The 25,021-nt window shown below is 38.0% G+C and carries 30 protein-coding genes, 1 tRNA gene and 1 pseudogene; 17 read left to right on the top strand and 15 right to left on the bottom strand.

Annotated features, from left to right (window positions below):
• Positions 1-112 precede the first annotated feature (112 nt).
• From AB1467_02690 to AB1467_02675, 4 genes are all read left to right on the top strand, one after another.
• Positions 113-397 (top strand): hypothetical protein, encoded by a 285-nt coding sequence (locus AB1467_02690; GenBank protein ID MEW6295180.1) that lies wholly within the window; start codon positions 113-115, stop codon positions 395-397.
• Complete coding sequence (locus tag AB1467_02685) at positions 394-747, top strand: hypothetical protein (GenBank protein MEW6295179.1); 354 nt, start codon at positions 394-396, stop codon at positions 745-747. The genes AB1467_02690 and AB1467_02685 overlap by 4 nt, the downstream gene beginning before the upstream one ends.
• A gap of 10 nt (positions 748-757) precedes the next feature.
• A complete protein-coding gene (locus AB1467_02680; GenBank protein ID MEW6295178.1) occupies positions 758-1,681 on the top strand; it encodes a 2-hydroxyacid dehydrogenase in 924 nt (307 codons plus the stop codon).
• 312 nt (positions 1,682-1,993) lie between these two features.
• Entirely contained in the window at positions 1,994-2,347 is a 354-nt protein-coding gene (locus tag AB1467_02675; GenBank protein MEW6295177.1) for a hypothetical protein, read from the top strand.
• A 2-nt stretch (positions 2,348-2,349) separates the two neighbouring features.
• On the opposite strand, the gene AB1467_02670 is transcribed toward AB1467_02675, so the two are convergent.
• Positions 2,350-3,261 (bottom strand): hypothetical protein, encoded by a 912-nt coding sequence (locus AB1467_02670; protein MEW6295176.1) that lies wholly within the window; start codon positions 3,259-3,261, stop codon positions 2,350-2,352.
• Between the two features lie 101 nt (positions 3,262-3,362).
• On the opposite strand from AB1467_02670, the gene AB1467_02665 reads away from it, so the two are divergent.
• A complete protein-coding gene (locus AB1467_02665) occupies positions 3,363-3,530 on the top strand; it encodes a preprotein translocase subunit Sec61beta (protein MEW6295175.1) in 168 nt (55 codons plus the stop codon).
• Positions 3,531-3,539: 9 nt separating this feature from the next.
• Here the strand turns inward: AB1467_02665 and AB1467_02660 are convergent, their stop codons facing one another.
• The 5 genes from AB1467_02660 to AB1467_02640 all read right to left on the bottom strand — a co-directional run bounded on the left by AB1467_02660 (position 3,540) and on the right by AB1467_02640 (position 6,606).
• Positions 3,540-4,481, bottom strand: coding sequence for a deoxyhypusine synthase family protein (locus AB1467_02660; protein MEW6295174.1), 942 nt, complete (start codon positions 4,479-4,481; stop codon positions 3,540-3,542).
• An 80-nt stretch (positions 4,482-4,561) separates the two neighbouring features.
• Positions 4,562-4,858 carry a hypothetical protein gene (locus tag AB1467_02655; GenBank protein MEW6295173.1) on the bottom strand — a complete coding sequence of 99 codons (297 nt, stop codon included), beginning with the start codon at positions 4,856-4,858 and terminating at the stop codon, positions 4,562-4,564.
• Entirely contained in the window at positions 4,839-5,300 is a 462-nt protein-coding gene (locus AB1467_02650) for a hemerythrin domain-containing protein (GenBank protein MEW6295172.1), read from the bottom strand. Before AB1467_02650 ends, AB1467_02655 begins: the two co-directional genes overlap by 20 nt.
• An 11-nt stretch (positions 5,301-5,311) precedes the next feature.
• Positions 5,312-6,298: a DUF438 domain-containing protein gene (locus AB1467_02645; protein ID MEW6295171.1), complete on the bottom strand. Its 987-nt coding sequence runs from the start codon at positions 6,296-6,298 to the stop codon at positions 5,312-5,314.
• A 14-nt stretch (positions 6,299-6,312) separates the two neighbouring features.
• On the bottom strand, positions 6,313-6,606 hold the full coding sequence (locus tag AB1467_02640) for a helix-turn-helix domain-containing protein (GenBank protein ID MEW6295170.1): 294 nt from the start codon (positions 6,604-6,606) through the stop codon (positions 6,313-6,315).
• A gap of 105 nt (positions 6,607-6,711) precedes the next feature.
• Here AB1467_02640 and AB1467_02635 point away from each other — a divergent pair, with 105 nt between their 5' ends.
• The 7 genes from AB1467_02635 (at position 6,712) to ileS (ending at position 12,473) form a co-directional block, all read left to right on the top strand.
• The gene (locus AB1467_02635) at positions 6,712-7,251 is read left to right on the top strand and encodes an AAA family ATPase (protein MEW6295169.1); all 540 of its coding nucleotides are present in this window, start codon (positions 6,712-6,714) and stop codon (positions 7,249-7,251) included.
• A gap of 27 nt (positions 7,252-7,278) precedes the next feature.
• Entirely contained in the window at positions 7,279-7,971 is a 693-nt protein-coding gene (locus AB1467_02630) for a hypothetical protein (GenBank protein MEW6295168.1), read from the top strand.
• Between the two features lie 213 nt (positions 7,972-8,184).
• Positions 8,185-8,730, top strand: a complete 546-nt coding sequence (locus AB1467_02625; GenBank protein MEW6295167.1) for a hypothetical protein — start codon at positions 8,185-8,187, stop codon at positions 8,728-8,730.
• Between the two features lie 105 nt (positions 8,731-8,835).
• On the top strand, positions 8,836-9,009 hold the full coding sequence (locus AB1467_02620) for a hypothetical protein (GenBank protein ID MEW6295166.1): 174 nt from the start codon (positions 8,836-8,838) through the stop codon (positions 9,007-9,009).
• Between the two features lie 195 nt (positions 9,010-9,204).
• A tRNA-Ile gene (locus AB1467_02615) sits at positions 9,205-9,279 on the top strand.
• Between the two features lie 26 nt (positions 9,280-9,305).
• Entirely contained in the window at positions 9,306-9,599 is a 294-nt protein-coding gene (locus AB1467_02610; GenBank protein MEW6295165.1) for a hypothetical protein, read from the top strand.
• A gap of 12 nt (positions 9,600-9,611) precedes the next feature.
• The gene (gene ileS / locus AB1467_02605) at positions 9,612-12,473 is read left to right on the top strand and encodes an isoleucine--tRNA ligase (protein MEW6295164.1); all 2,862 of its coding nucleotides are present in this window, start codon (positions 9,612-9,614) and stop codon (positions 12,471-12,473) included.
• A 108-nt stretch (positions 12,474-12,581) separates the two neighbouring features.
• Here ileS and AB1467_02600 read toward each other — a convergent pair whose 3' ends face one another.
• From AB1467_02600 to AB1467_02580, 5 genes are read right to left on the bottom strand one after another with little or no spacing between them, the layout of a single operon-like run.
• Positions 12,582-12,779 carry a hypothetical protein gene (locus AB1467_02600; GenBank protein ID MEW6295163.1) on the bottom strand — a complete coding sequence of 66 codons (198 nt, stop codon included), beginning with the start codon at positions 12,777-12,779 and terminating at the stop codon, positions 12,582-12,584.
• 5 nt (positions 12,780-12,784) lie between these two features.
• Entirely contained in the window at positions 12,785-13,087 is a 303-nt protein-coding gene (locus tag AB1467_02595; protein MEW6295162.1) for a hypothetical protein, read from the bottom strand.
• Positions 13,088-13,099: 12 nt separating this feature from the next.
• A complete protein-coding gene (locus tag AB1467_02590; GenBank protein MEW6295161.1) occupies positions 13,100-13,369 on the bottom strand; it encodes a hypothetical protein in 270 nt (89 codons plus the stop codon).
• Between the two features lie 50 nt (positions 13,370-13,419).
• The gene (locus AB1467_02585; GenBank protein MEW6295160.1) at positions 13,420-14,976 is read right to left on the bottom strand and encodes a DUF2207 domain-containing protein; all 1,557 of its coding nucleotides are present in this window, start codon (positions 14,974-14,976) and stop codon (positions 13,420-13,422) included.
• Entirely contained in the window at positions 14,973-15,185 is a 213-nt protein-coding gene (locus AB1467_02580; protein MEW6295159.1) for a hypothetical protein, read from the bottom strand. The genes AB1467_02585 and AB1467_02580 overlap by 4 nt, the downstream gene beginning before the upstream one ends.
• Positions 15,186-15,315: 130 nt before the next feature.
• On the opposite strand from AB1467_02580, the gene AB1467_02575 reads away from it, so the two are divergent.
• On the top strand, positions 15,316-17,712 hold the full coding sequence (locus AB1467_02575) for a valine--tRNA ligase (protein MEW6295158.1): 2,397 nt from the start codon (positions 15,316-15,318) through the stop codon (positions 17,710-17,712).
• Between the two features lie 77 nt (positions 17,713-17,789).
• Here the strand turns inward: AB1467_02575 and AB1467_02570 are convergent, their stop codons facing one another.
• The gene (locus tag AB1467_02570; GenBank protein ID MEW6295157.1) at positions 17,790-18,083 is read right to left on the bottom strand and encodes a hypothetical protein; all 294 of its coding nucleotides are present in this window, start codon (positions 18,081-18,083) and stop codon (positions 17,790-17,792) included.
• 184 nt (positions 18,084-18,267) lie between these two features.
• Between AB1467_02570 and AB1467_02565 the strand changes: the two are divergent.
• Positions 18,268-18,744 (top strand): annotated as a pseudogene (locus AB1467_02565) (AAA family ATPase).
• An 87-nt stretch (positions 18,745-18,831) separates the two neighbouring features.
• A complete protein-coding gene (locus AB1467_02560; protein ID MEW6295156.1) occupies positions 18,832-19,569 on the top strand; it encodes a DUF4143 domain-containing protein in 738 nt (245 codons plus the stop codon).
• A gap of 110 nt (positions 19,570-19,679) precedes the next feature.
• Here the strand turns inward: AB1467_02560 and AB1467_02555 are convergent, their stop codons facing one another.
• Both AB1467_02555 and AB1467_02550 read right to left on the bottom strand, forming a co-directional pair.
• Complete coding sequence (locus tag AB1467_02555) at positions 19,680-20,186, bottom strand: hypothetical protein (GenBank protein ID MEW6295155.1); 507 nt, start codon at positions 20,184-20,186, stop codon at positions 19,680-19,682.
• A gap of 115 nt (positions 20,187-20,301) precedes the next feature.
• The gene (locus tag AB1467_02550) at positions 20,302-21,036 is read right to left on the bottom strand and encodes a DsbA family protein (GenBank protein MEW6295154.1); all 735 of its coding nucleotides are present in this window, start codon (positions 21,034-21,036) and stop codon (positions 20,302-20,304) included.
• 160 nt (positions 21,037-21,196) lie between these two features.
• Between AB1467_02550 and AB1467_02545 the strand changes: the two genes are divergently transcribed.
• Positions 21,197-22,108, top strand: a complete 912-nt coding sequence (locus AB1467_02545) for an FAD-dependent oxidoreductase (protein ID MEW6295153.1) — start codon at positions 21,197-21,199, stop codon at positions 22,106-22,108.
• 6 nt (positions 22,109-22,114) lie between these two features.
• On the top strand, positions 22,115-23,227 hold the full coding sequence (locus tag AB1467_02540) for a Glu/Leu/Phe/Val dehydrogenase (protein MEW6295152.1): 1,113 nt from the start codon (positions 22,115-22,117) through the stop codon (positions 23,225-23,227).
• Positions 23,228-23,257: 30 nt separating this feature from the next.
• Here the strand turns inward: AB1467_02540 and thsB are convergent, their stop codons facing one another.
• Complete coding sequence (thsB, locus tag AB1467_02535; protein ID MEW6295151.1) at positions 23,258-24,916, bottom strand: thermosome subunit beta; 1,659 nt, start codon at positions 24,914-24,916, stop codon at positions 23,258-23,260.
• Positions 24,917-25,021 lie beyond the last annotated feature (105 nt).

Genomic DNA, 25,021 nt, shown 5'->3' with positions numbered 1-25,021 from the left:
CGTGAATTGAATTATTTATAAAGAAGTTTTTCTCTTTATAAAGAACCATTGAGCAAAAGCCAAAAGATAAGCTTAAATACATTTATATATCATTTGATATATAGTGGTTTAAATGCAAAAAGAAATGCAAATTTTCAAAAATGAAGTGCTCCGTTTTCCAAGGCTTGATACTGTGCTGATGATTGAAAAGGCACTAATGAATGCTGGCGGAGATTATTCTGTCAGAGAGCTTTGGAAAAAGCTTCCGAAACAGGTAATGTGGCAAACATATATGGCTACGCTGGATTACTTGGAATATAGTGGCAAGATTCTTATTGACCAAGAAAAGCACCCTATTTGGATTTGGGCACCGAAAGAAATTGAAAAGCTTAAAAAGAAAGGGCTTGTGGTCAGATGAACCAAAAAGAGCGAATCAAAGGCATTGCCTTTATTGAGCCTTCCTTGAAAAACGCCTTTGAAGAACTCAAAACAGGTAAATACGAAGAGCAACAGCTTGCCGAGTTTTTGAACAGGGCCATGGAAGACCTGAAGCAAAATCCATTATGCGGAATCAGGGTGCCATCCAAACAATGGCCAAAACAATACATCCAAAAATACCACATAACCAACCTTCGGAAGTACAATTTGCCAAACGGCTGGAGGCTGCTATACACAATAAGGGGAAATGAAATCGAAATAATTTCCATCCTGATTGAATGGGTCTCACACAAAGACTACAAAAGAAAATTTGGATACAAAAGAAGCTGAACTGGTTTTTATGAAATTTAGAAAGATTGTTTTGTATGACTTGAAACAAAAGCCGCTTGAAAAGGAATTCATAAAAAGGCTTAAAGAATTTACTAATTCCATGAAAGTGGTTTTTGCTGATGCCGAATATGCAAGAACGCTAAAACCAACAGACCTTATTGGCGCTGATGCTTTGGTTACAAGAATATTTGATTATTATGACATCTCGCTGTTTGAAAACACAAAAATAAGGTACATTGGAGCAATGCACACAGACATTTCACATTTCGACAAGGATTTCCTGAACAAAAAAGGCATAACTTTGACTAATGTTCCCGATTATGCGACTGAAGCAGTTGCAGAGTTGACAATCTCTGCTTTGCTTAACATTTCCAGACAATCCCACGATGCGATGAATTTTGTCAAACAAGGCAAGTGGGGCTTTGAGAAATTTTTAAGTTGGGAGTTGAAAGGCAAAACAATTGGGGTAATTGGCTTGGGCAGAATTGGAACCAGAGTCGCTGAAATCGCCAAAAGTTTTGGAATGAATGTTATTTACAATTCAAAAAGCCAAAAAGAGGGTCCTTACAAATTTTTGGGTTTGAATGATTTGCTAAAACAAAGTGATGTAGTAAGCTTACATTGCCCACTTACTGACGAAACCAAAAACATTTTGAACAAAAATAATTTGAAGTTCTTGAAGAAAAATGCGGTGTTATTGAATTCTGCAAGAATGGAACTCGTTGATTTAAAGGAATTATATAAACTCTGCCGACAAAAAAAGATTTTTGTTTGGTTTGATGAACTCCAAGACAAAAATTGGCGGAACAAATTCAGAAAGTTAAACAATGTTTATTTGACACCAGATTACGGTTGGATGACAAAAGAAGCGCAGGAAAGAGTCAGAGAAATCACTTTGGGCAATGTAAAATCATACCTAGAAAATAGCGATTAGGCTGATAAGATATCTGTAAATCATCAGTCTAACTGTTGTTTGTCCAAACTTTTGGACAAAATTTACTTTTTTGGACAAAACCAAATTTTTGCATTTTTCCGCATACAAAGTTTGCTCTTTAATTTGCAATAGTTCGTATAAAATGTAGACAGATTTCAAGATTTCAACGAGGATTTCAGCTAACCGCAACAATATTCTTTAAAGGTGCTAACACCTACCAATTTTACGGCGATGATGAGGTTAACACCTTCTGAGGCGCAAGCCTGTGAAGACTTAACTCAACCCTGAGCCTTTTTATTGGAAGCGCCTTAAATGAAGAAGTCTTTGCAACAAATTGAAGATCGCTATTTTAGTTTAGGGTATAAAGGAGAAAGCCTCATAAAAATTCTAGAAAAGGATAAAACATACCAGAAACTGCTCAAAGAAAGAAAACAAAAATTAACCAAAAATTTTAAGGTAAGCCCAATTGAAAAAAGAAAATATGTTTTATCGCTAGATAAGGATTTTGAAATTTTAGGCAAGTGCAAAAAATTAGAGAAAATAAAGTTATCAAAAGAGGACAGATCGTTAATCAAATTTATTAAAACACAATTAGAGCGTGACTGGAGAAAAAGCCTTATTAAAAAAATTAATCAATTATTAAAAAAATACGAACGAAAGAATTAGTTTTACTGTATCATGCCATAATACATTTTTCCGAGCAAGTGGAATTGGTTTCTGTCTGCAAGGGTTTCCAGTGGAATTGCATAGTATGCCACTCTCTCCCCTAAACCGCTTGTGATTATCACAGGGAACTCTTTCCCTAAGTCTTCTCCGTCCTTGGAGATTATTACGCTTAAAGCGTTCACTGTGAGGACTGTTTTTGTGTTGTCGCCTTGAACCTGCCTTACTAAAGCAATGTCTCCGTACAAGGGGAAGTCTGGACTTAATCCTTCAACTAACCTGTGCTCTTTTCCTGGGGTCTTCTCCAGCCTTCCAATCCATGGAACTTTCCCCTTACAGTCTTTTGCCTCGCAGTAAGTTGAAAGGAATTCAGCTGAAAGCATGTAATCCAGCCTTATTGCATTATTGCCGTCCATTCTAGCCCAAGGGCCGATTATTTCGTGCTTGTCTCCTACTTGCAGTTCGTCCTTGTAGGCATAAGAGTCTCCTTCAGTTAATTCTGTTCCTGCGTCTCCAGTCCAGACAATCCTGCCTCCCTGCAGGTAATAATTAATGAAAGTCTTAATTTGTTCAGTACTCAATTTTTTTGCGTTGGTAACAATAACTAACTGGTATTCCTTCAGGTTGCCTAAGCCTATGTTGTCTGCATTCACTACATAAGGGTGAACGCCTAATCTTTGAGGGTCAGCCATTGCCTTCTGCAGTTTGAATGCGTCTCCCAAACCTGAACCGCTGTACACTATGAGAACTTTAGGCTCTCCCATTATTGCGTAATAAATGCCACACCATGCAGGCACTTGATTGCATCTCATTACTCCAGTCCAGGTGAGGATTCCAAGCAACAGGAAAAGCAGGGCGAGCAATATCACAATATGGATTGCATCCTTAGTGTATCTTCTTACAGCTTCCTCTTTCATTTTCAATTCCTTTTCCAATTGTGATAGTAAGTAATTTAATTTTATGTATTTAAATAGTTTATTATTAAAACAATTAATTAAGCAAAAAAGAGTGTTTTTTTATGGTTAAATTTCAGCGAGGCCCTGGAGTTTCTGGGCCGAGTTCTGCAGTCGGAATAATGCGATTCTTTGACGTGGACACCGGGGGCCCAAAGTTAACCCCAGAATTTGTGGTTGGAGTAAGCATTGTACTAATAATTGTAGTAATAGCAATAAAGCTGATGAGCTGAACAATTATTTTATTTCCTGATTCTCTCTTTCAGCGCTGCAAGCATTAAAGGCAAAGCGATTGTTGCGTCGCAGATTACGTCCTGGAATTCTGCTTTCTTGTCCAGCTTCCCCCAGGAGATGGCTTCCCTTAATTCTGCTCCGCTGCTGCCTCCATGTTCTGGTCTGTCCATTGTGATTTGGACTGCGTACATTGCCTTGCGCGGAGAGAACTGGAAGCTTTGCGCAATAAAGTTCTTTGGGACGCCTCCTCCAAGGATTACTGCGCCTAATGCAAGGTCTTTTTTCTGGGGCCAGCATAATTCAAGCATTTCCTTTAAGTCCAGGAATGCGTCAACGTTCAATTCGTGCTTGAGGGAATAAGACCATATCATCAGCCCAATGCCTGAGTCTGCGAGGGCAGGGCAAAATAACGGGGTCTTTTTTTTGTAACAAGAGCTCAAAATTGACTTGTTTTTTTTGTTTTCTGGAATTTCTTCTCCTATTCTTTGCAGCAATTCCCTTATACTCAATTTTTTTGAGGGCAGCCCGTCAAATACCTTGAAGCAGAACTTCTCCAAGTCAACGTAAACCTTTTTTGGCATTAATGAATTATATATTCTGTTCAGGCCCTTCCTGTTCAGTTCTGCGTCGCTTGCACTGCTTTCCCCTCGCAAGTGCTTGTGGCCTAATGCTTCAATCAAGTCATGCGTCAAATTGGCGCCGGTTGTTACTGCAACATCAGCCCAGCGCTCTTCAATTAATTCAACTATCAGGTTCTTCATGCCTCCAGGCACCAATGCCCCGGCAAAGCCTAAAAATTTCCTGCAGTTTTGGTCCAGAATCATTTTCTCGTAAATGTCAATTGCCCTGCCTAAGGCTCCTGCGCCGAAGACTCCTGAAGCGCTCATCTCTTTTGTTAATTCGTTTGCAGTCATTCCTTTCCAGCAATTGATTTGATGCACTTGCTTCATTCCAGTTCACTTATCATTTTTTAATTGATTAATTTAATTAAATTACTGTATTTTATGAGTTATGGAGTTGACATGGAGTTTTACCACAACTTGAGCTTTCTGATTTTTCCGAGAAATAACAAAAGAATAGATTTATCGTAGTCGTCTTTTATGTGCTGCAAGTATTCTTTTACTCCTTCTCTTCCGAATTGCTTTTCAACTGCTGGCAAAAACTTTGGAATATTGGCGATGTCATGCCTTTCAATCCTTTCTTTTGCGCTCAATTTTCTTCCGTCAAGCCATTCGTGGACTTCTCTGTGCTCTCTTCCTGTTCTCTTAAAGCTTAATTCAATGTGTTTTTCAAGTGAAGGCATTGCATCATCTTTTTCCCGAATCAATTTTTTTAAACTTCTTTAATATGAATTCTTTTTGTTTGCTGTTAAGGTGCATTTCAGCCATCGTGAATAGCATGGCGTTTTCTTTGTCTATGTGCTGTCTAAGAAGAGAGATTATATGGCTTCCTATTTCATTCAATTTTTTGGGGTCATTCAATTTAATTGCATCTTTAAAATTTTTAATTGATTCAACCAGTTCTTGGTGCTCTAAAATCATTACGCCTGTTGGGCCGCCTTCCCTTGGAACAAATTTCTCAAATTCCGGAAACAATGCTTTTTCTTCTTTGTTCAATGAATGCTTTTCAAATTCCTTTTCTAGCACAGCAATGTTTTTGCTTGAATTATTAAGGTCTCTCTTCTCTGTGCTTTCCTCTAATTCGTCAAGTATCTTAAGTACTTTTTCGTGCTCTTTCCTTAAAACTTGTGTTGGATTTCTGTCCCTCATTTTCTTCCACTTCAAGATTTAGGGGTAAAACAGCAGTAGCCTATTGTATCGCATTTCTTTTTGATTTTACTCCATTCCTTTTCAGGGATTACCTGGAGTGCCATTGGATAGAGAATGTTGTCTTCCTTGTAAATGTGGTTGGGCAGTTCTTGCACTAAATACCCTGAAGTTTCAATTAATTTATTTAAGAAATCTGGGTAAGGCATTTTTGTGTTTTGTTTTGCAATTTTCTCTAATAATTTCTTTTTTGCCTTAAGGTTAAGGTGCTCTTCCCGCATTATTTCAGGGGGCTCTGTAACCCCATATCTTTCTAATTCAGGAAACAAGGCTTCTTCTTCTCTTTGATGATGCCTTTCGGATTCAATCAAATGAACTGCAATGTGCTTCAATAATTCAATTTCTTTTTTTGCCTTGCTGAAGTCTTTTACAGATTTAAGTAAATTAGTTACACGCTTTAGTTTTTGAATGAATTTTAGTATTATTTTATGCTCTTCAGTTAGGGTATGAACTGGATGGCCTGCCTTTAATTTTACTTTAGGTTTTTTAATGCTGTCCTTCATTAGCTCTAAATGAACATCGCACAACCTTCTCATCTCTTCTCTTGTAGTGCCTTCTTGAATCATTTCCTGTTCCAGCAAGGCTAGGTCTGTTGGAGAAATCTCTTTGAGGATTCTTCTTCCTTTCTTTTTTAATTCTTTGACCCCTGCTTTTTTTGAATGAAATTTTTTCAGCAATTCTTTGATTTCTTTTTTTTTGTCTTTTTGTTTTGGTATTTTCTTGATTTTAAAAACCCAGTCTTTGGGGCCTTTCTGCTCATAATTCCATTCAAATTGACCTTTGAATTCTGCTTGGAACAGGTAATGCAGGGGTTTTGGCTCGTGATCGTTAATTATTCTTAGTGTTTGTCCTTCCTTTAAATTATTCCATGTTTCAAGAATTTTTGTATGCCTTTTAAAAGGCATCATTTTCCTTAAATCCAAATTAATTGTATTATTCATTTTTTGTTGCCCCCCTAACTTTTCCTGCAAATCTTACAGTATCTTTTAACATGCTTTTCAACCAAATTCAAGAGAGGCAAGATGGTTTTTTTGTTTAGAGAATATATTCTATTCCTGCCTTCTTTTTTGAATTCAACGAAACCGCATTCGCGTAACGAAATCAGAGCATGAGAAACCTTGCTCCTCTCCTGTTTAAGCTGTCTTGATAATTCATTGACAGTTAATGGATTCCCTTTTAATGCGGTTATTATGTCGGCTTTCAGTTTTGTAGCCAAAGTCTCAAAAAACAAATAACAGGCATTCCTCATATGTGAATTATAATTCACATATTATTTTAAACCTTCCGCTTTCTTCTCTTGCCTTTAGCAGGAAACGGCATCATTTAATAAATTGTTAAACTAAATTATTTTGGTATGAAAAATATTGCGATTATTTTGGCCGGGTTTGCAAGGAGCGGAAAAGACACTACCGCAGACTTTCTGGTGAAGGAATTTAATTTTAAGAAATATGTCATGAGTGACTTCATCAAAGAGGAATTAAAGAAAAAAGGCCTGCCGCAGACAAAGGAGATGCTGAGCTCTTACGGAGATGAGTTAAGGGAGAAGAAGGGAATGGATGCAATTGCAAAAATGGTTTACGGGAAGATTGATAAGAGAAGGAACTGCGTTATCACTGGGGCAAGGTCCCTAGAGGAAATAGAATTCTTCAAGAGGAAATTAAGGAATGTTTTTGTGGTTGCTGTTACTGCTCCACTGCAGAAAAGGTTCAAGAGGCAGCAGGCAATAAAAAAAATTAATTTGAGAAAGTTCAGGGAAAGAGATGAAAGAGACAAAAAGAGGAAAGGCCTCCATAAGGCAATCAATAAAGCTGGTTTTGTTTTGCAGAATAATTCCACAAAAAAAGCTTTACATAGAAAAATTCTCAAGTTAATGGAAAAGATTTATAAAGAGTAAAGCAGACTTATTATTGGTGATCTCAAAATGGTTTTGGTGGACGGGACCTTAAACGGACTAGGGAATTCAATAATACAGGCAGCAACAGAATTAGTAAATTCATTCTTCTTCTATGTTCTAGGAATTCTTGCAATAATCATTCTCTTAATAATAGGATGGATTATTGGAAGAATACTGAAAGAGATAGTTGTAAGGGTTCTGGTGGCTCTCAAGGTTGACGACTGGTTCCACGAACACAATCTAATGCCAGTGCTAGGCGGCGTGCCTTTCTCTGCGATAGTTGGAACAATAGTGAAATGGTACACTATAGCATTGTTCCTTGCAGGAGGTCTTTCGGTGATTGCAGTTAACGTGCAAGTGCTCAGCACATTCTTCTCGTACTTGGTGTACTATATTCCAAGTATTCTGGCAGCAGGGCTTTTCATGGCATTGGGTTTCATTGTGGCAAGATACTGCAGGAACCAGGTTGACAAGACATCTTACACCTACAAGAACTATCTTGGCCTGGCAATAGAAATAATCATAATGTACGTTTCAGTTGTTCTTGCATTAAGCCTTGTAATAGGGGTAGAGAATGTCCAGATATTGATTGAAGCATTCAAGATTGCTTTCACGGTCTTTGCAGTAGTATTAGCAGTAATCTTTGGAATAACGTTTGCCTTGGCTTTCAAGAAAGACATCAAGTCCTTTGCCAATGACATGAAGAAAGACTTCAGTTAAAAAGGTTGAAAAAAACCTTTTTTTCTTCTTTTTCTTTTATTCTATTATATGCATTTCATGCATTGCCTTCATATGGTTTTTTAAACTCTTTTTCATCCAATTATTTCTATAAAATGGAGTGAAATTAGCACTGATTCTTTTCTCTTGAAAGAAGAATTAACTTTATTTCACTTCCACTAAAAAAAATGAAATGATTCACGGAGGATTTTTCACATGAACAAAATTTCTGAACTGAGACCCTTCCAGAAAAGGGTGGAGTTAACCGCAAAGGTTATCTCAAAGAACGAGGTAAGAGAGGTTACCTCAAAGCTTGACAACACAAGCCATAAGGTCACAGAGGCTCTGGTAGCAGACGACTCAGGGGCAATACTGCTGACTTTATGGGACGACCTCATAGACAAAATTGAAATAGACAAAACCTACACTATAGCAAACGGCTATACTTCCCTATTCAAGAATTCCCTGAGAATGAACATAGGCAGATACGGCGAAATAAAGGAATCAGAGACAGCATTAAGCGAAGTGAACACAGAAAACAATCTCTCAGAAAAGGAATTCCAGTCAAGGCCCAGAAGATTTGAAAATAGAGGCAGAGGCGGTTACGGCAGAGGAGGCTATGGCGGGGGCAGAGGCTCATACAATAGGGGTAACAGAGGCGGATTCGAAAGAAAGAGATACGAACCAAGAGAGGAATCAGAGGAATACTCAGACGAAGAGTCAAGCGGCGAAGACGAATCTTACAGCGAAGACGAAGAATAAATAAAAAAAACATAAAAATTTTTTTTTGAACTGATTCTTTTTTTATTTTTCTTTTAGTTAGCTGTAAGGCCGCAATAATTAAAAAATCACTGCAGCAAAAAATTATTGAATGATATGAGACGGTTTATAGCAACAGTAACCAAAAGAAGAACAAGAGAATGGGGCTCAAAAAAAGTCAATCTGAACGAAATTAAAAGGCTGGAAGAACTTGAAAGGCAAAATAAAATCAGCCTTGGAGAAAGAAGAAGATTAAACATGCTGAGGAGACTTCATCACTGAACAGGTGAGACAATGAGAAGGGATTTACAAATACTGCAGCAATGAAAATGCATCTGATTCTGGCAAATTGAATAATAATAAAAAGGTTTTCCGCGAATTCATTAATACTTCAAATTATAATTTTAATGCGAAGCAAATACTACCGAGCGAATGCGAAGGTAGTATACTGACGTCAACGGCAGTGGCGGTTGTTGTGGGCTCATAGCTCAGCCTGGTCAGAGCATTGGTCTTATACACCAAGTGTCGGGAGTTCGAATCTCCCTGGGCCCATTATTAAAAAAAAGGAGGTAATTTGAATGGGTGCAATGGTTGAATTCAATTTCGTGTTGAAGTTAAAGGATGAATTGGACAGGAAGGATTTTGTTGCAGGAAAGACATTAAGGTTTCAGAAGAGCGGGAGCAGAATTTACCCAATAGACGTTCCAATGCTTTTGGCTGACAGGGACTGGAATATTGCAGGCGTAATAAAAGTAAAGGATTTCGTTACAAATTCAAGTGAAACAAAAGGAAGCTATGAGGTAATAAAAGTGTTCGATGACAATACAGCAAAGATTTTCACTGAAAATTACTCAAAAAAATACATTAAGTGAAGTGCGGGCAAAATGAGCGGAATGATTGAGCCTTATTCTTTGAAGAAAGAAGAGGAAGTAAAAGAGCTCTGGAAGAAGCAGAGAGTGCCTGAAAAGGTTAGGGCGAAGAATGCTTCTTCCTCCAAGAATTATTATTTCATGGACGGGCCCCCTTATGCTACTGGACACATCCACATGGGAACTGCATTGAACAAAATTTTAAAGGATGTTTCAATCAGGGTAAAGAGGATGCAGGGCTTTAATGTCTTTGACAGGCCAGGCTATGACACGCACGGAACTCCAATTGAATTCCAGGTGGAAAAAGAGATTGGAGTAAAAAACAAGAAAGACATTGAAGTTTATGGAATAAAGAAGTTCATTGAAAAATGCAGGGATTACGCCACAAGGTTTATTGACGCGCAGAACAGGGAGTTTGAAGACTTGGGGGTATGGATGGACTGGAAGCAGCCTTACATTACGCTTTCAAATGATTACATTGAGGCAATATGGTGGACTTTCAAGAAAGCAGAAGAGAAAGGTCTTCTTTACTTGGATAAGTATTCTGTTCATGTATGCCCTCGCTGCGAGACAGCAGTAAGCTATAATGAAATTGAGTACACCAAACTTTCAGATGAAAGCATTTACGTGAAGTTTCCTGCAAGAAAAGAAAAGAATTTGTTTTTCATTATTTGGACTACTACTCCTTGGACGCTCCCAGGGAATACAGGAATAATGGTTCACCCTGAATTCGAGTACAGTGAGGTTGAATTAAGCAATGGAGAGAAATGGGTTCTAGCAAAAGAATTAATGCCCAAAATAATGGAAACAATAGGCTACGGTTACAGGGTGATAAAAGAATTCAAAGGAAAAGAGCTTGAGGGAATGGAGTATTTCAATCCATTGGAAAAGAATTTGAAGTTAGGGAAATTAAAGAATGCTTACAGGATTGTGCTTTCAGAGAGATATGTTGACTTAGAGTCAGGCACTGGCTTAGTGCACTGCGCTCCAGGCCATGGAAGGGAAGACTTTGAAGTGGGAAAAGAAAAAGGGCTTCCTGCAATATCGCCAGTGAGATTGAATGGAGAGCTTACAGAGGAAACAGGAAAGTATGCAGGAAAGAAGGCAAGGATTGTAGACAAAGAGATAATTGAGGACTTAGAGAAAATGAATGCCCTTGTTTTCAGGCATCCTTTCACCCACGATTATCCTTTGTGCTGGAGATGCAAGACCCCATTGCTTATGATTTCTGTGCCTCAATGGTTTTTCAGGATTTCAGGAATTCAGGCAAGGCTTATTGAATTGAACGAGAAAGTGAATTGGGTTCCTTTCTGGATGAAGGACAGGATGAAGAACTGGCTTGAAGGAATAGGGGACTGGCCTATAAGCAGGGCAAGATATTGGGGCACTCCATTGCCTATCTGGGTCTGCGATAAATGCAGTGAAAGAATTGTTTTTGGTTCAGTGGAAGAGCTTGGAAGATATGCAAAATTAAAGAAGGGCTTGGATTTGCATAAGCCTGAAATAGATGAAATTGTGTTTGATTGCCCTAAGTGCAGGAAAGGCAAAATGAAGAGGGTGCCTGAAGTAATGGATGTCTGGTTTGATGCAGGCGTCTCAAGCTGGGGCGCATTAAATTACCCTAAAAGAAAAGACTTGTTTGAAAGATTTTGGCCTGCTGACTTGAACATTGAGGCAACAGAGCAGGTGAGGGGATGGTGGAATTCACAGATAATTACCTCCACAATATGCTTTGATAAAGTTCCATTCAAGGCAATTGCGGTTCACGGAATGGTTTTAGGATTAGAGAAAAAGAAGATGAGCAAGAGCACAGGCAATACCATCCAGCCAAAAGAAGTAATTGAAAAGTATAACAGGGACTACATGAGGTTCTACTTTTGTTCTGTTTCAAAAGGCGAAGACATTGCCTTTGACTGGAATTCATTCAACGACATCAACAGGTTCTTCAACACATTATGGAATTCCTTTAATTTCATTAAACTTTACTTGAAAACTGATGCCCTGAATTCAAATAAAATTGAATTAAAGGAATTGAGGACAGAAGACAAATGGATTGTATCAAAATTCAATTCAACTGCAAGAGAAGCAATAGAAGCATTCAACAAGTATTATTACACCAAGGCAGCAGCATTAATTAACGAGTTTTTGGTTGAAGACTTCAGCAGGACTTACATCAAACTGATAAGGGACAGAGCAAAAGAGAAGGCAGTCAGCAACACAATGAATTATGTCATGGTGAACTTCCTTAAAGTCTTGGCGCCAATTACCCCCCACATTACAGAATACTTGTACCAGAACCTGAAAGAAAAGGGATTGCCTGAATCCATTCATTTATTTGAATTCCCTGAAGTAAAAGAAGAATTAATCAACAAAGAATTAGAAAAAGAATTTGAATTAACAAAAGAATTGGCCCAAAGCGTTCTTGCAATGAGGGAAGAGCAGAAGCTAAGGCTTAGGTGGCCTTTAAAGGAATTGATTATAGAATCAAAGGAAGAAGCATTAAAAGAAACATTAGGCATTCTTGCAAGCTCAGTGAATGTAAAGAAAGCAGTTATTTCAAAACAGAAACCAAAAGGAAATTATGCGAGCAAGGAATTCAACGAAAAAATTTCATTGCATTTAAACCTTGAAGCAGATAAAGAGCTCAAAGAAGAATGGGAGCTAGCTGAACTTGTTAGAAGAATCCAAGACAAGAGAAAAGAGCTGAAATTCAATCCAAACGAATTAATTGAAATGAAGTTTAACTGCAATGACAAGAAATTCATTAAAAAGCACAAGAAAGAAATCGAAGCAGAAACCAACACAAAAATCACCCAAGGAAAAGGCGCAATGAACAAAATACTGGAAAAAGAATTCTTTTTTGAGTTAAAGAAATAATTATTTTCTCCTCTCTTTCTTTTCTTCTTTTCTTTTTTGTTCTGCTTCTTTGAACATTTTAATCAGGATTGGGCTTCTTAAGGTTTCCGCCCTCTTTTTTTCTTTGTTTCAGTACATTATGTTTCTGTGCTGCCCCTTGCCCAAGCCGCTCCTCCAGCATTTTAGTTCGCATATAGCAAAAACATTTTTTGGGAGCGTACCTTTTCCTCTTAAACCTAAGGGAAGCCTTGCAATTTTATTATTTCTTCCTTTTATCCCGTGCTTTCCTCTTAAGGACACCGTCTTTCCTTTATGAGTGGCACACATTTTTTTCACCTATTTTTGCTTAGTCTTCTCTTTAGTCTTTTTTCTTTTAATAAATGAATTATTTTCTTTTTGAGTTTAGGGTCATTTACCTTTTCTTTTTTTACTCCATTACGGCACATTACTATTGGCGGCCGTCCCTTAAAATCTAAAACATAATATTTTTTATCGGCTAATGTAATAGTATTTGATATAGACTTTGAAGGCGAAATAGAAAATTCCCCTCTCTTAAATGCTACTGTTCGCTTGCCTCTTCTTGTTATTGTGTGACGGGTTCCTCCAAACGAAATACCCCTATGCATTTTTTTCACCTAAAAATTAATTCATTTTCTTTTCTTTAATATTTTTAGAGCAATTAACACTTTTTTGATAAGCTCTTTATCATGAACTGTTTCTTTTCCGCCTTTATAATAGCGCATTACTGTAAGTCGTCTTCCGATATGAGTAATTCCATATTTATATTTTCCAATTTGGACTGATTGGTGTGGCAATTCAGGAATATAAAAACCATTGCTTGAACGCCTTGGCCTTCTTCTTTTCACTCCGCCTCTTTTCCCTTCTCTGTGCCCTCCACCAAAAGCAAGTTTTCTCACAATCTTTCACCTTGACAATAATTTTAAAGTGCAGTAAAGTATTTTAAGCTTCAGCCTGCTCCGCCTCCGCCGCCTCCCCCTCCTCCGCCGCCTCCGCCGCCAAAGCCTCCGCTCCCAGCGGTTGCAGCAGAAGCAAAAGCAGAAGAGAAGCCTGAAACAGCAGAGCCAAAGCCTGAGACAGAGAAGGCCGTATATGAACCAACAAAGATTGAGGAATTATATGCGCCTCTGTAATCCTTGAACACGTAATCCATTGCGTCCTGCACCTTTTTTGCCACCCCTAAAGGAATTGAGTAAACCAAATACTTCTCCCATAAAGGCAGCGCAGTCGGAGGCATTTCTTTGAGTTTGCTGAAGTCCTCCAAGAACTTCTTCAAGTTCATCCATTTAGCGTAATGCAATGCACCTTCTTTTGTCCTGTTGGGGAGAGATTCAGGAAAAATTAACTGGAGAAGCACTGCACCAATTAATACTGCAATTGTTATTACAGGAGAAACAATAAAGGAAATTATTAATATAATTATTGAGCCAGCAATGTAATGAATTATTCCGTTCTTTTTTGAAAAGAAACCAAGTTTTTCAGCTTCTTCTTTTACGCTTTTCTTCCAGTCTTCTGCAAAAGATTGGGCTCTGGAAGGCTTGTTCCTTAAATAGCTTTCAAGCTCTGATAAAAGCAATTCCTTTGGCGTTTTGTCTTCCTTGAATTTTTTTAGGATTAATCCTTCAAATCTTCCTTTTGCTGCATCTAAAATCAAATTGAGGAGAAGCCTTTCGCTTTCAGGCAGGTTTTCTGCTGAAGAATTAATTATATGAATTTTGTATTCTCCCTTATCAAGGAAACCTGACTTTTTTATTTGTTCAAGCCTTAATTTCCCTTTCAAGCATAAATTTAATATCTCCCCAACTATCTGGTTCAATTGAGGCGTCTTTGTTAATGGGTGCATTAAAACGCTTACTACTGCAGGGCTGTAATCGTAAGGCACTTCCCTTTCATAATATGCTTCATATTCAATTTTTGGTTCCCTGCCGAAGTAATGCCAGACAAAACCGAAAAAGGCCATTTGAATCGACAAGAAAAGCACTAAAAGCAATTCAAAGTCTTTAGGAATCAAATTTAATTTTGAAGCAGCCTGATAATTCTTCTCCTCTTCAATTATCCCCTGCAGTCCGGCTCTATTGCGGGCAATTGCGTTCTCTGTGGAGGAAAGCAGGGAAACGGGAAATGCAACCCTGATTTCAACCCACTGGTTTGCAGGAACATTGAATGTCTGGAACAGGATCTTGTTTCCTTCAATCAAGCCAATCCTCCCGTTCACTGCAGGATGCCCCCAGGTGTAAACATCCTTTGGATTATTTACATCGGAAGGAAGCTCAATCCAGCCGTACAATTCATTCAATGGGACAGCCCAGTTATCGCCCCACACCTTCCAGTTCAATTCAGCTACATCAGAGTAAGCTGTAACAGCCTTGCTTAAATTGTATTTTAAAGTGAAAATCTTTTGCTCGTCTGAAGCAGTGTAATACCATTTAATTCTTGTGTTGCTGCCAAAGTCAATTAACTCAAATTTTAGTGGCTGAGAGCCTTCAAGCACCTGGATATTGCTCAACTGCCCTGCCCTTTTGGTATGTCCCTGTAAGCGAAAGAGAAGTCACCCAAAAAATTAAAGCTAATCTTTTCTTCAACGTTAATCAATGCATCAGGATTAATCTTCATGTACACTTCAGTCTTGGGAAGGTAATAGGATTTGGCTGAAACAAGGGCAGAAGAGAAGAGAAAGCACAATAAAATCAATGCAATAAAAAATTTCTTTTTCATAACTATAAAAGAAATTAACTCAAATTTATTTTAATACCTGCTGTAAAAAGGCAGGAAAAAAGCATAATAAAAAAAAGCTTCTCAAGGAAGATTAATTAATCAGTTAATTAATTAAAGGAAAAAAATGCTTATGGGCATGCAAGCGAATTATAATCCCAAGGAATCAGAAAAGAAGTGGGCTCAATACTGGGAGAAAGAGCAAATCTTCAAGTTTGACTTGAATTCAGAAAAGCCATTATATGTAATTGACACCCCCCCTCCTACTGTATCAGGATTGATTCATGTAGGCCATGCCTTCTCTTACGCGCAAGCCGAATTCATTGCAAGATACAAGAGAATGAAAGGCTTCAATGTATTCTATCCGTTCGGATTTGATGATAACGGCCTTCCAACAGAAAAATTCGTTGAAAGGGAAAGGAAGATAAAGGCAACAGAAATGCCCAGAAAAGATTTCGTGAAATTATGCTTGGAGGAAACAGCAAAAGCAGAAAAAGAATTCAGGAAGACGTGGAATTCAATTGGGATTTCATGCGACTGGAGCCAGTTCTATTCCACAATAAGCCCTGAAGTGCAGAGGCTGAGCCAGCATTCATTCATTGAATTGTACGAGAAAGGAAGAGAATACAGGAAGGAGGCAGTAACCTTATGGTGCCCTGAGTGCAGGACAGCAATATCCCAAGTGGAATTGGAGGACAAGGAATTAAGCTCTAAATTCAATGATGTTTTGTTTGGAATTGAAGGAACAAAAGAAAAAATAATTATTTCAACCACAAGGCCTGAACTTCTTTCAGCATGCGTTGCAGTATTAGTGCACCCTGATGAGCCGAAAACAAAGAAACTTATTGGAAAAAAAGCTTTGGTGCCATTATTCAATTACTTAGTTCCAATTATTGCAGACCAAAGGGTAGACCCGAAGAAAGGCTCAGGGATTGTTATGTGCTGCACTTTCGGGGACACAGTGGACATTGAATGGTGGAAGGCGTACGGCCTCCCATTAAAAATTGTAATTAACCCTGACGGAAAACTGAACGAAAAAGCAGGAAGATTTGCAGGAAAGAAATTAAACGAAGCAAGAGAAGCAATACTCCAGGAATTAAAAAAAGAAGGCCTGCTAAAAGAACAGAAAAGCATAAGCCACACAGTTAATGTCCACGACAGGTGCGGAACAGAAATAGAATTCCTTGTGTCAAAGCAGTGGTTCATAAAATACTTGGATTTGAAGCAGGAATTCCTTGAAGCAGGAAAGAAAATAAGATGGTTTCCAGAGCACATGAAGCACAGGTATGACAACTGGATTAAAGGCCTGCAGTGGGACTGGTGCATTTCAAGGCAGAGATACTATGGAGTGCCCTTCCCAGTATGGTACTGCAAGAAATGCAATGAAATAATTCTGGCAGACAAAAAAAGCCTTCCAGTAGACCCTCTTATTGATAAGCCTAAAAAGCCCTGCCCTAAATGCAATGGCACAAAATTCGAACCAGAAAAAGATGTCCTGGACACATGGGCTACATCCTCCCTTACTCCATTAATTATTTCGGAATGGCAGAGAGACGAGAAGAAGTTCAAGAAACTGTTTCCTAATACCTTAAGGCCTCAGGCACACGACATCATTACCTTCTGGGCGTTCAATACAATAGTGAAAAGCTTATTGCACACAGGAAAAGTGCCTTGGAAAGACATAATGATTTCGGGCTGGTGCCTAGACCCAAAAGGAAAAAAGATGAGCAAAAGCAAAGGCAATGCCATTACACCAACAGAGATAATTGAAAAATATTCTGCTGACGCATTAAGGTTCTGGGCTTCATCCATCAATTTAGGCCAGGACGCTCCATTCATGGAAAAGGATGTTGCAACAGGCCAAAAGTTTGTGACAAAACTATGGAATGCCTCAAAATTCTCCTTGCAGAATCTTTCAGATTACAAGGGAGAAAAGCCAAAAAAGCTTGAGGCAATAGATGCATGGCTTATACATAACCTCAATTTGGTTGTGAAAGAAATCACAGAACACTTTGATGCCTATGAATACGGCAAAGCAAAGGCAATCCTTGAGAACTTCTTCTGGCATTCCTTTTGCGACTATTACCTTGAAATAATAAAGGACAGGCTTTACAATTCAGGGAAAAAAGGGAAGGAAGGAAAGATTTCAGCGCAGTATGCCTTGAATGAAGCCCTTCTTTCAGTCCTGAAATGCTTTGCGCCTTTCATGCCTTTCATTTCAGAGGAAATCTACCAAATGTATTACGCGAAAAAAGAGGGCAAAAAAAGCATTCACTTATCTTCTTTCCCTGAATTCAGAAAAGAATTTTTGGATGAAAAAAATTTTTCTTTAGGAGAGAAAGCAGTTGAACTCATAGGAAAGGTAAGGCAGGAGAAAGCCAGAAACCAGAAGTCAATGAAGGCAGAAGTAATCCTTTCAGTGGAGGAAAAACTCCTTGAAGAATTAAAGCCTGCGCTGGAAGACATCAAAGCAGTCTGCAACGCCAAAGAAATAAGGAAAGGAAAAGAATTCAGAGTGGAATTTTCTTAAATTACTTGTTAAAATTTACACATAATGGATTAATGTCACAATTTAATTCTGCATCTAATCTAAACTTGTTGCATTTATTATACAACTTCAGGATCAGTTTTTTTATACATACTAACATCTTTGCTGCAATCTAAAACAAGATTTCCTTGTGGGCCATAATATTGATGTTTTGCAGTTTGGTTATAAGTATTCCAAAATTCATAATAAACTTTGCCATCTTTATCAGTACATTTGTCAACTGTTGAATAGCCTTTCTCACCACATAATTTTGTTATAAACAAACCAGCAGTTATATCATTATAATAGATGAATATACCTAATGTTATTACCACAAGCACTACCAACACAAATATTATTAATTTTATTCCCATGTCTAAGTATAGTGTTTTCTAATATAAAAAACTTTGCTTGGGTAAAAAAAATGTTCTACTTAAACGAAACATTTTGGTGTAAAATGTTCTATTAAAATAGAACAATTTTCATAATACTTTGTTTGATGACTTTAACCATAAACTGACCGAAAAGCATATAAATACGGTCAGTTAATAGTATTATATGGAGTTTTTATTTAAAGAGTGGCAAGATATTTGGGTACCCAAATTAAAAGAAAGGAACATAGACCTAAAAATACTGCCAAAGAAAATAAGGAAAATAATAACCTTTACGGGAATTAGGCGGGCAGGCAAAACTTACATAATGTTCCAGTTAATAAAGCAGCTTTCAAAAGAAATTTCGAAAGAAAGAATATTCTATATTAATTTTGAAGATGAAAGAATAGAGAAAATAAAAGAAAATCTCACAGATTTGATTCCAACTTTAATTAAGCTTTATGGCAATGGCAACAAAAAATATTTTCTTTTTTTAGATGAAATACAAATAATGCCTGAGTGGGGCAGGTGGCTGAGAAGAGTATATGACACTTACAGGAATATTGCTTTTTTTGTTTCTGGTTCAAGCTCAAAATTATCAAGCTGGGAAATTCCGACAGAACTGAGGGGAAGGGCGCTTACCTATGAAATACACCCCGCCAGCTTTCAAGAATTCATTAGATTCAAAGGAACAGAATTTGAGAAAAATTTTGAGTACAATGAAAGAAAATTAAGCATCTTAAAAAATTTATTGGCAGAATACCTAGAAGGCGGTGGATTTCCCGAAGTTATTTTAGAAGAATCAACTTTGAATAAGAAAAAATTAGTTCAAGAATATTTTAAAACCATTATAAGTAGGGACATAGCAGAAAGGCACGGGATTAAGAAACCTTACCTCCTTCACGATTTTTTGAGGTTTTTGCTTAACACGAAAGAGTTTTCAATAAACAAAACAGTAAACGTACTGCGTTCACAAGGAAGAAAAGCAGGGAAGGGAACAATAATTAATTATACAAAATATGCTGAAGAAAGCTATTTCTGTTTTTTTCTTCCCATATTTTCTTATAAAATTAAAGAACAAATGAGGTATCCCAAAAAAGTTTATTTTGCAGATAATTCTTTCATAACAAATATTTCTTTAAGGTTTTCAAAAGATTACGGGAGGCTTTATGAAAATCAGGTTGCAATTGAACTTATGAGAAAGAAAGCCAAAAACCCGTTGTTGGAAATTTATTATTGGAAAAACGACCTGCATGAAGAAATAGATTTTGTGGTTAAAGAAAATATAAAAATTAAACAGTTAATTCAGGTTTGTTACGATCTTGGAGATACCGACGTTAAAAAAAGAGAAATTAGAACTTTAATTAAAGCAAGTAAAGAATTGAAATGCAATAATCTTCTGTGCATAACCAAAGACTATGAAGCAGAAGAAAAAATAAAAGGAAAAAAAATTAAATTTACGCCTTTGTGGAAATGGCTTTTATTGTAAGGGCAATTTTATGGATTCAATTAAAAACAAAAACAGTAAAGAGCTTATTGACAAAATGTTCTGTTCAGTTAAAGCCAAGGAATTCAAAAGAGAACATAAATCGAGAAAATTCAAGTGACATAATTTATGCTGTTTGCGTCGAATCCTTCCACTAATTCGATTTCGCCTGCGTTTGCTCTGATGTTGTGAGTGTAAATTAGGTTGGGGAAGAATTTGCTCCAGTCTTTTGAGAGCTGGGTTGCTAAATGGCCTTCGCCAAAGCTTTTGCTTGAAATCTCATAGCACAGCCTTCTAACTATTTCCTCGCCCTCAAAGCCTAATGAATGCAAGTACTCGTGAAGCAAAAGGTGATAGCAGTAAGGGTTGAATAATTCAGGCTTTGATTCCTTTATTTTATTCAATGGAGCCTTGTTTAATACAATAAGGTTTGTGCCTGAAACAAAAAAGCCCCCTAGAAGCTGGAATCTGTCTGCAGGCATTTCACTCAATCCTAACATTAAGCCTGTCCTGCTTTTTCCAAGGAATTTTTCAACGCTTTCCTTCACTAAATCAAACACTTCAGGCAGGCCTTTGGCTTTATTCAGCTTGTACTTGAATTCATTCAATTCTTCTTTCATTTGATTGCACCTTCAAAACAAATTTAATGCAGTGCATTGTATTATTAATTTTTTGGTTGGAAAAATAGAGGAAAAATCAAAAAATAAAAGAAAAAAAAGAATTAGAAGGAAAAATTCAGCTTGCTAGTGCTGCGTCTATTGCCTGCTGGAAGACTGAGAAAGGCTGTGCCCCGCTTATGAGCTTGCCGTTCACGAAGAAGGCGGGCGTTCCATTCACCCCTAAAGAAGTTCCTTCTGTTAGGTCTGACTGCACTTGGCTGGCATACTTTGAGGTGTCAAGGCATGAATTGAATTTTGCTGTGTCAAGCTTTAGGTCTGTAGCATATTTCTTCAGCGAGGTAACATCAAGATTTGACTGGTTTGCAAACAATTTGTCATGGTATTCCCAGAATTTTCCTTGCTCGAAAGCGCAGTATGCTGCCTCTGCTGCCTTTTGGGCATACTGGTGGAAGCTCAAAGGAAACTGCATGAATATTAACTTCGCCTTCCCTGTGTCAATGTACTGCTGTTTGATTTGAGGATAAGTGTCTGTCACGAATCTTGCGCAGTAAGGGCACTGAAAATCAGAGAACTCAATTATTGTGACTTTAGCGTTTGCCTGGCCTGTTGTTGGCGGGTTGGAGTTCTTTAATGTGATTTTCCCGTTATTGTTTTGCGTTGGCTGGGTTGGCTGCACTTGTGTAGGCTGTTGCTGTTGTGGCTGTGTTTGGTCTGTGTTTTGAGGCTGGGCTGAAAGTGCTGCAAGTCCTGTGAGCTTTGTGTTCAGGTTGTTTCCAACGTAAAGCATTGTTCCTGCTAGAATTAGGCTTGCTACTATCAATGTTATTGAAAGAAGTTTGATGTTGTCCATTTTATTCCTCCTCTTCAATTGACAAAAATAAAACGAAATTATGTATAATTAATCATTTTTGTTATATTAATTGGCTTTAAAAGTGTTTAAAAACATTACGTAAATTAATAGGTATTTGCCTTTAGGAAAAGCATTTTTTGGCTTAATTAAAGTGAATTTTATGATTTATGACATTATAATTATTGGTTCTGGGCCTGCAGGCCTTAACGCAGGCCTTTATTCTTCAAGGCAGAACTTGAAGACATTGATTCTGGCTTCAGAGATGGGAGGACAGATGGGCAAAAGCTACATGATTGAAAACTATTTGGGCTATGAGGCAGTATTTGGAATTGAGTTACTGCAGAAATTCTTCGACCAAGTACATAACAGGGGAGTGGAAATAAAGCTGGGCGAAACAGCAAGCAAAATTGAAAGAAAGCAAAAAAACTTTGTAATTTCAACCAATTCAGGCTCCCATGAAGGAAAGATTATAATAATTGCTTCAGGTAGGACTCCGAGAAAATTGAATGTTCCTGGAGAAGAAAAATTCATTCACAAAGGTGTCACTTATTGTGCTACCTGTGATGCCCCCTTGTTTTCAGGCAAGGCTGTTGCAGTAATTGGGGGCGGCAATGGAGCCTTGCATGCAACAATGCAATTGCTTAACATTGCAAAAAAAATCTTTATTATAACAATAAACAAGGAATTGCAGGGAGAACAGGTATTAATTGAAAAATTAAGGAAAGAAAAAAATGTTGAAATACTGTATGAAGCCAAGACAACAGAATTTTTAGGCAAAGATTTCCTTGAAGGAATAAAGGTCAAAATAAAAAACTCAGAGAAAAGGATTGCAGTTCAAGGGGCATTCATTGAAATAGGATCAGAGCCAAATTCTGACATTGAAGTTCAAGGAACTGAATTGAAGAAGAACGAATTCAAGGAAATAATTGTGGACTCAGAGGGAAGGACTAATATTGAAGGAATCTTCGCTGCAGGCGATGTAACCAGTGTCAGAAGAAAACAAATAATTATTGCTGCAGCAGAAGGCTGCAAGGCAGCCTTAAGCGCTTTTGATTTTCTCTCAAAGAGGTAAAAAAAAATGATTGAGTTTGATGAATTCGGCCCTGAAAAGGTCATTGAAGTATACCACCCAAAACTCGGAATGCACGGCTTCATTGTAATAGACAATACTGCCTTGGGGCCAGGAAAAGGCGGGATAAGGATGACGCCAGATGTTTCCTTGGAGGAAGTATTTAAGCTCGCAAGGACAATGACCTGGAAGTGCGCTTTGGCAGACCTTCCTTTTGGCGGAGCAAAAGCCGGGATAAAGGCAGACCCGAGGAAAATGTCCTGCGAAAAAAAAAGCGAATTCACCAAGGCTTTTGCCCAAGCAATAAGGGAATTTGTTCCCCAAAAATATGTTCCTGCACCTGACATGAATACTGGCGAAAAAGAAATGGACTTAATTGCAAAAACAATTGGTTCAATGAAGGCAGCAACAGGAAAATCAAGAAAGCTTGGAGGGCTGCCGCACGAATTGGGAAGTACAGGATTTGGAGTCTTTCATGCAACAGTAGTTGCAGCAAAATCCATTGGATTGAATTTAAGGAATGCAAGGATTGCAGTCGAAGGATTCGGTAATGTAGGCTCTTTTACTGCAAAATTTCTTTCAGAGCATGGGGCAAGAATTGTTGCAGTGTCAGACATTGAAGGTTGCGTTTATAACCCTCAAGGGCTTTCATTTGAAGGATTAATGAATGCAGTAAAAGAGAAATGCTCTGTAGTGCATTATTCCGGCCCAACAACAAAAAAACTGTACAATTACGAATTATTTGAGCTGCCTGTTGACGTCATAATTACTGCTGCAGTGCCTAATGTAATAAACTTCAATAATGTGGATGCTGTAAAAGTCAAACTGATTGTTGAAGGCTCAAACATTCCTATTGCACCTGAAACAGAACAGGTATTGCATGAAAGGAATGTGCTTGTAGTGCCTGACATTATTGCTAATGCCGGGGGCGTAATAAGCTCTTACGCTGAATTCGTTGACGGAAATGAACATAAAATGTTCAGAATGGTTGAAAAAAAGATAAAAAAGAATGTCTCCATCATCCTAAAGCACTCAAAGAAAGAGGGAAAGAAACCCAGAGACATTGCAATGCAAATCGCCAGAAAAAGAGTAAGAAAGAAATGCAAGACGTGCAGGGTCTAATAAAAAAAATAAAAAAAGAAGAGAAGAATTTTAGTATTCTTCTCCGCCCATTCCGCCCATGCCTGGCGGCATTCCTCCGCCTGGTGGCATTGAAGGGCCTTTGCTTTGGCCTGCAATTATGTCGTCTATTCTCAGGATCATTTCTGTTACCTCTGAGGCTGAGGTTATTGCCTGTGTTTTCACGCTCAAAGGCTCTATTACTTTGCCTTCCTTCATGTTGGTCAACTGCGCCTTGTAGACGTTAACTCCAATGTATTTGCCGTCCTTTTTTGCGTGGGCTGCCCTCAAACTCACTAATGTATCAATTGGGTCCATTCCTGCTGTTTCAGCTAAAGTTCTTGGGATTATCTCTAAAGTGTCAGCGAATGCTTCTATTGCCAACTGCTCTCTGCCTCCAATTGTCTTGCTGTATTCTCTGAGCTTTATTGCAACGTCAATGTCTGAAGAGCCTCCTCCTGAAACAACTTTTCCGTTCTTTATTGAGGCAATTACTGATCCTAATGCGTCATTTACTGCCCTTTCTGCTTCGTCTATTACATGCTCTGAGCCTCCCCTGATGAATATTGTGACTGCTTTGGGGTTCTTGCATCCTTCAATGAAGAGCATGTCTTCTGTTGCAATCTTTTTGCTTACAACCCTTTCAGCAAAGCCTAGGTCTGCTTTGCTTATGTCGTCAATTCTTGAGATAACCTTTCCGCCTGTTGCTTTAGCCAATAAGTCCATGTCAGATTTCTTCACTCTTCTTGCTGCAAGAATGCCTTCTTTTGCAAGGAAATGCTGTGCCAAGTCATCTATTCCTTTCTGGCATAACACAACATTTGCGCCTGACTTCTTTATTTTTTCTACCATTCCTTTCAGCATTCCTTCCTCTTGGTCTAGGAATGCCTGCAATTGGTCTGGGGAGGTAATCTGAATTTTTGCCTCTGTCTCTGTTTCTTTTATTTCTAATGCTGCGTCAATTAATGCAATTTTTGCGTTCTCTGTTTTTTGTGGCATTGATTCAGAGACAACCTCCTTATCTATTACTAGTCCTTTAATTAATTGTGATTCAGCCAAGCTTCCGCCTTCTTTTTTCTCTAGTTTTATTGAGTCCCTGTCTATAACTGTCTTGCCGTTCTCTTCTGTTGCAACAGTCTTTATTGCATCTATGACTAAATCAGCCAATTCAGCGCAGGCTTCTGCTGCCTTGCCTGTCATTGAAGTCATTGCAATATCCTTCAAAGTCTTAAAGTCTTTGAACGTTACAGGGTCAGCAACTTGTTCGAATAATTCTTTTGCTTTCTTTGCTGCCATCCTGTATCCATTAATTATAATGCTTGGGTGGATGTCATCATCAAGCATTCTTTCTGCCTTCTGCAGTAAGCCTCCTGCTATTACCACCACAGTAGTTGTTCCGTCTCCTACTTCGTTGTCTTGTGTTTTTGCTACCTCAACAAGCATTTTTCCTACTGGATGGTCGATGCTCATTTCATCCAATATAGTTGCCCCGTCATTGGAGATTGTGACATCACCTAATTCGTCCACAATCATTTTGTCCATTCCTTTTGGGCCTAAAGTGGATTTAACTGCATTGGCTACTGCCTTTGCAATTAGAATGTTTATTCTTTGCGCGTCCCTGCCTCTTGTCCTCTTTGTTCCTTCTGTTAAGAAGATTACCGGCTGTTGCGCCATCTGGTCTGCCTGAGCCATAATTTATACCTCCTTAATTTTATCTCAATTAATTTTTTTGTTTAAAATAAAAACAGTATATTTATTGATGGATATAAATGTTTATAAACCTTTTTGATGGGCATG

It is taken from the genome of Candidatus Diapherotrites archaeon (genome assembly GCA_040755695.1).
In the GTDB taxonomy this organism is placed as follows: Archaea; Iainarchaeota; Iainarchaeia; order Iainarchaeales; family 1-14-0-10-31-34; genus JBFMAK01.
Note: the sequence above shows the minus strand (reverse complement) of the source record. Positions and strands in the feature narration are given on the sequence as shown.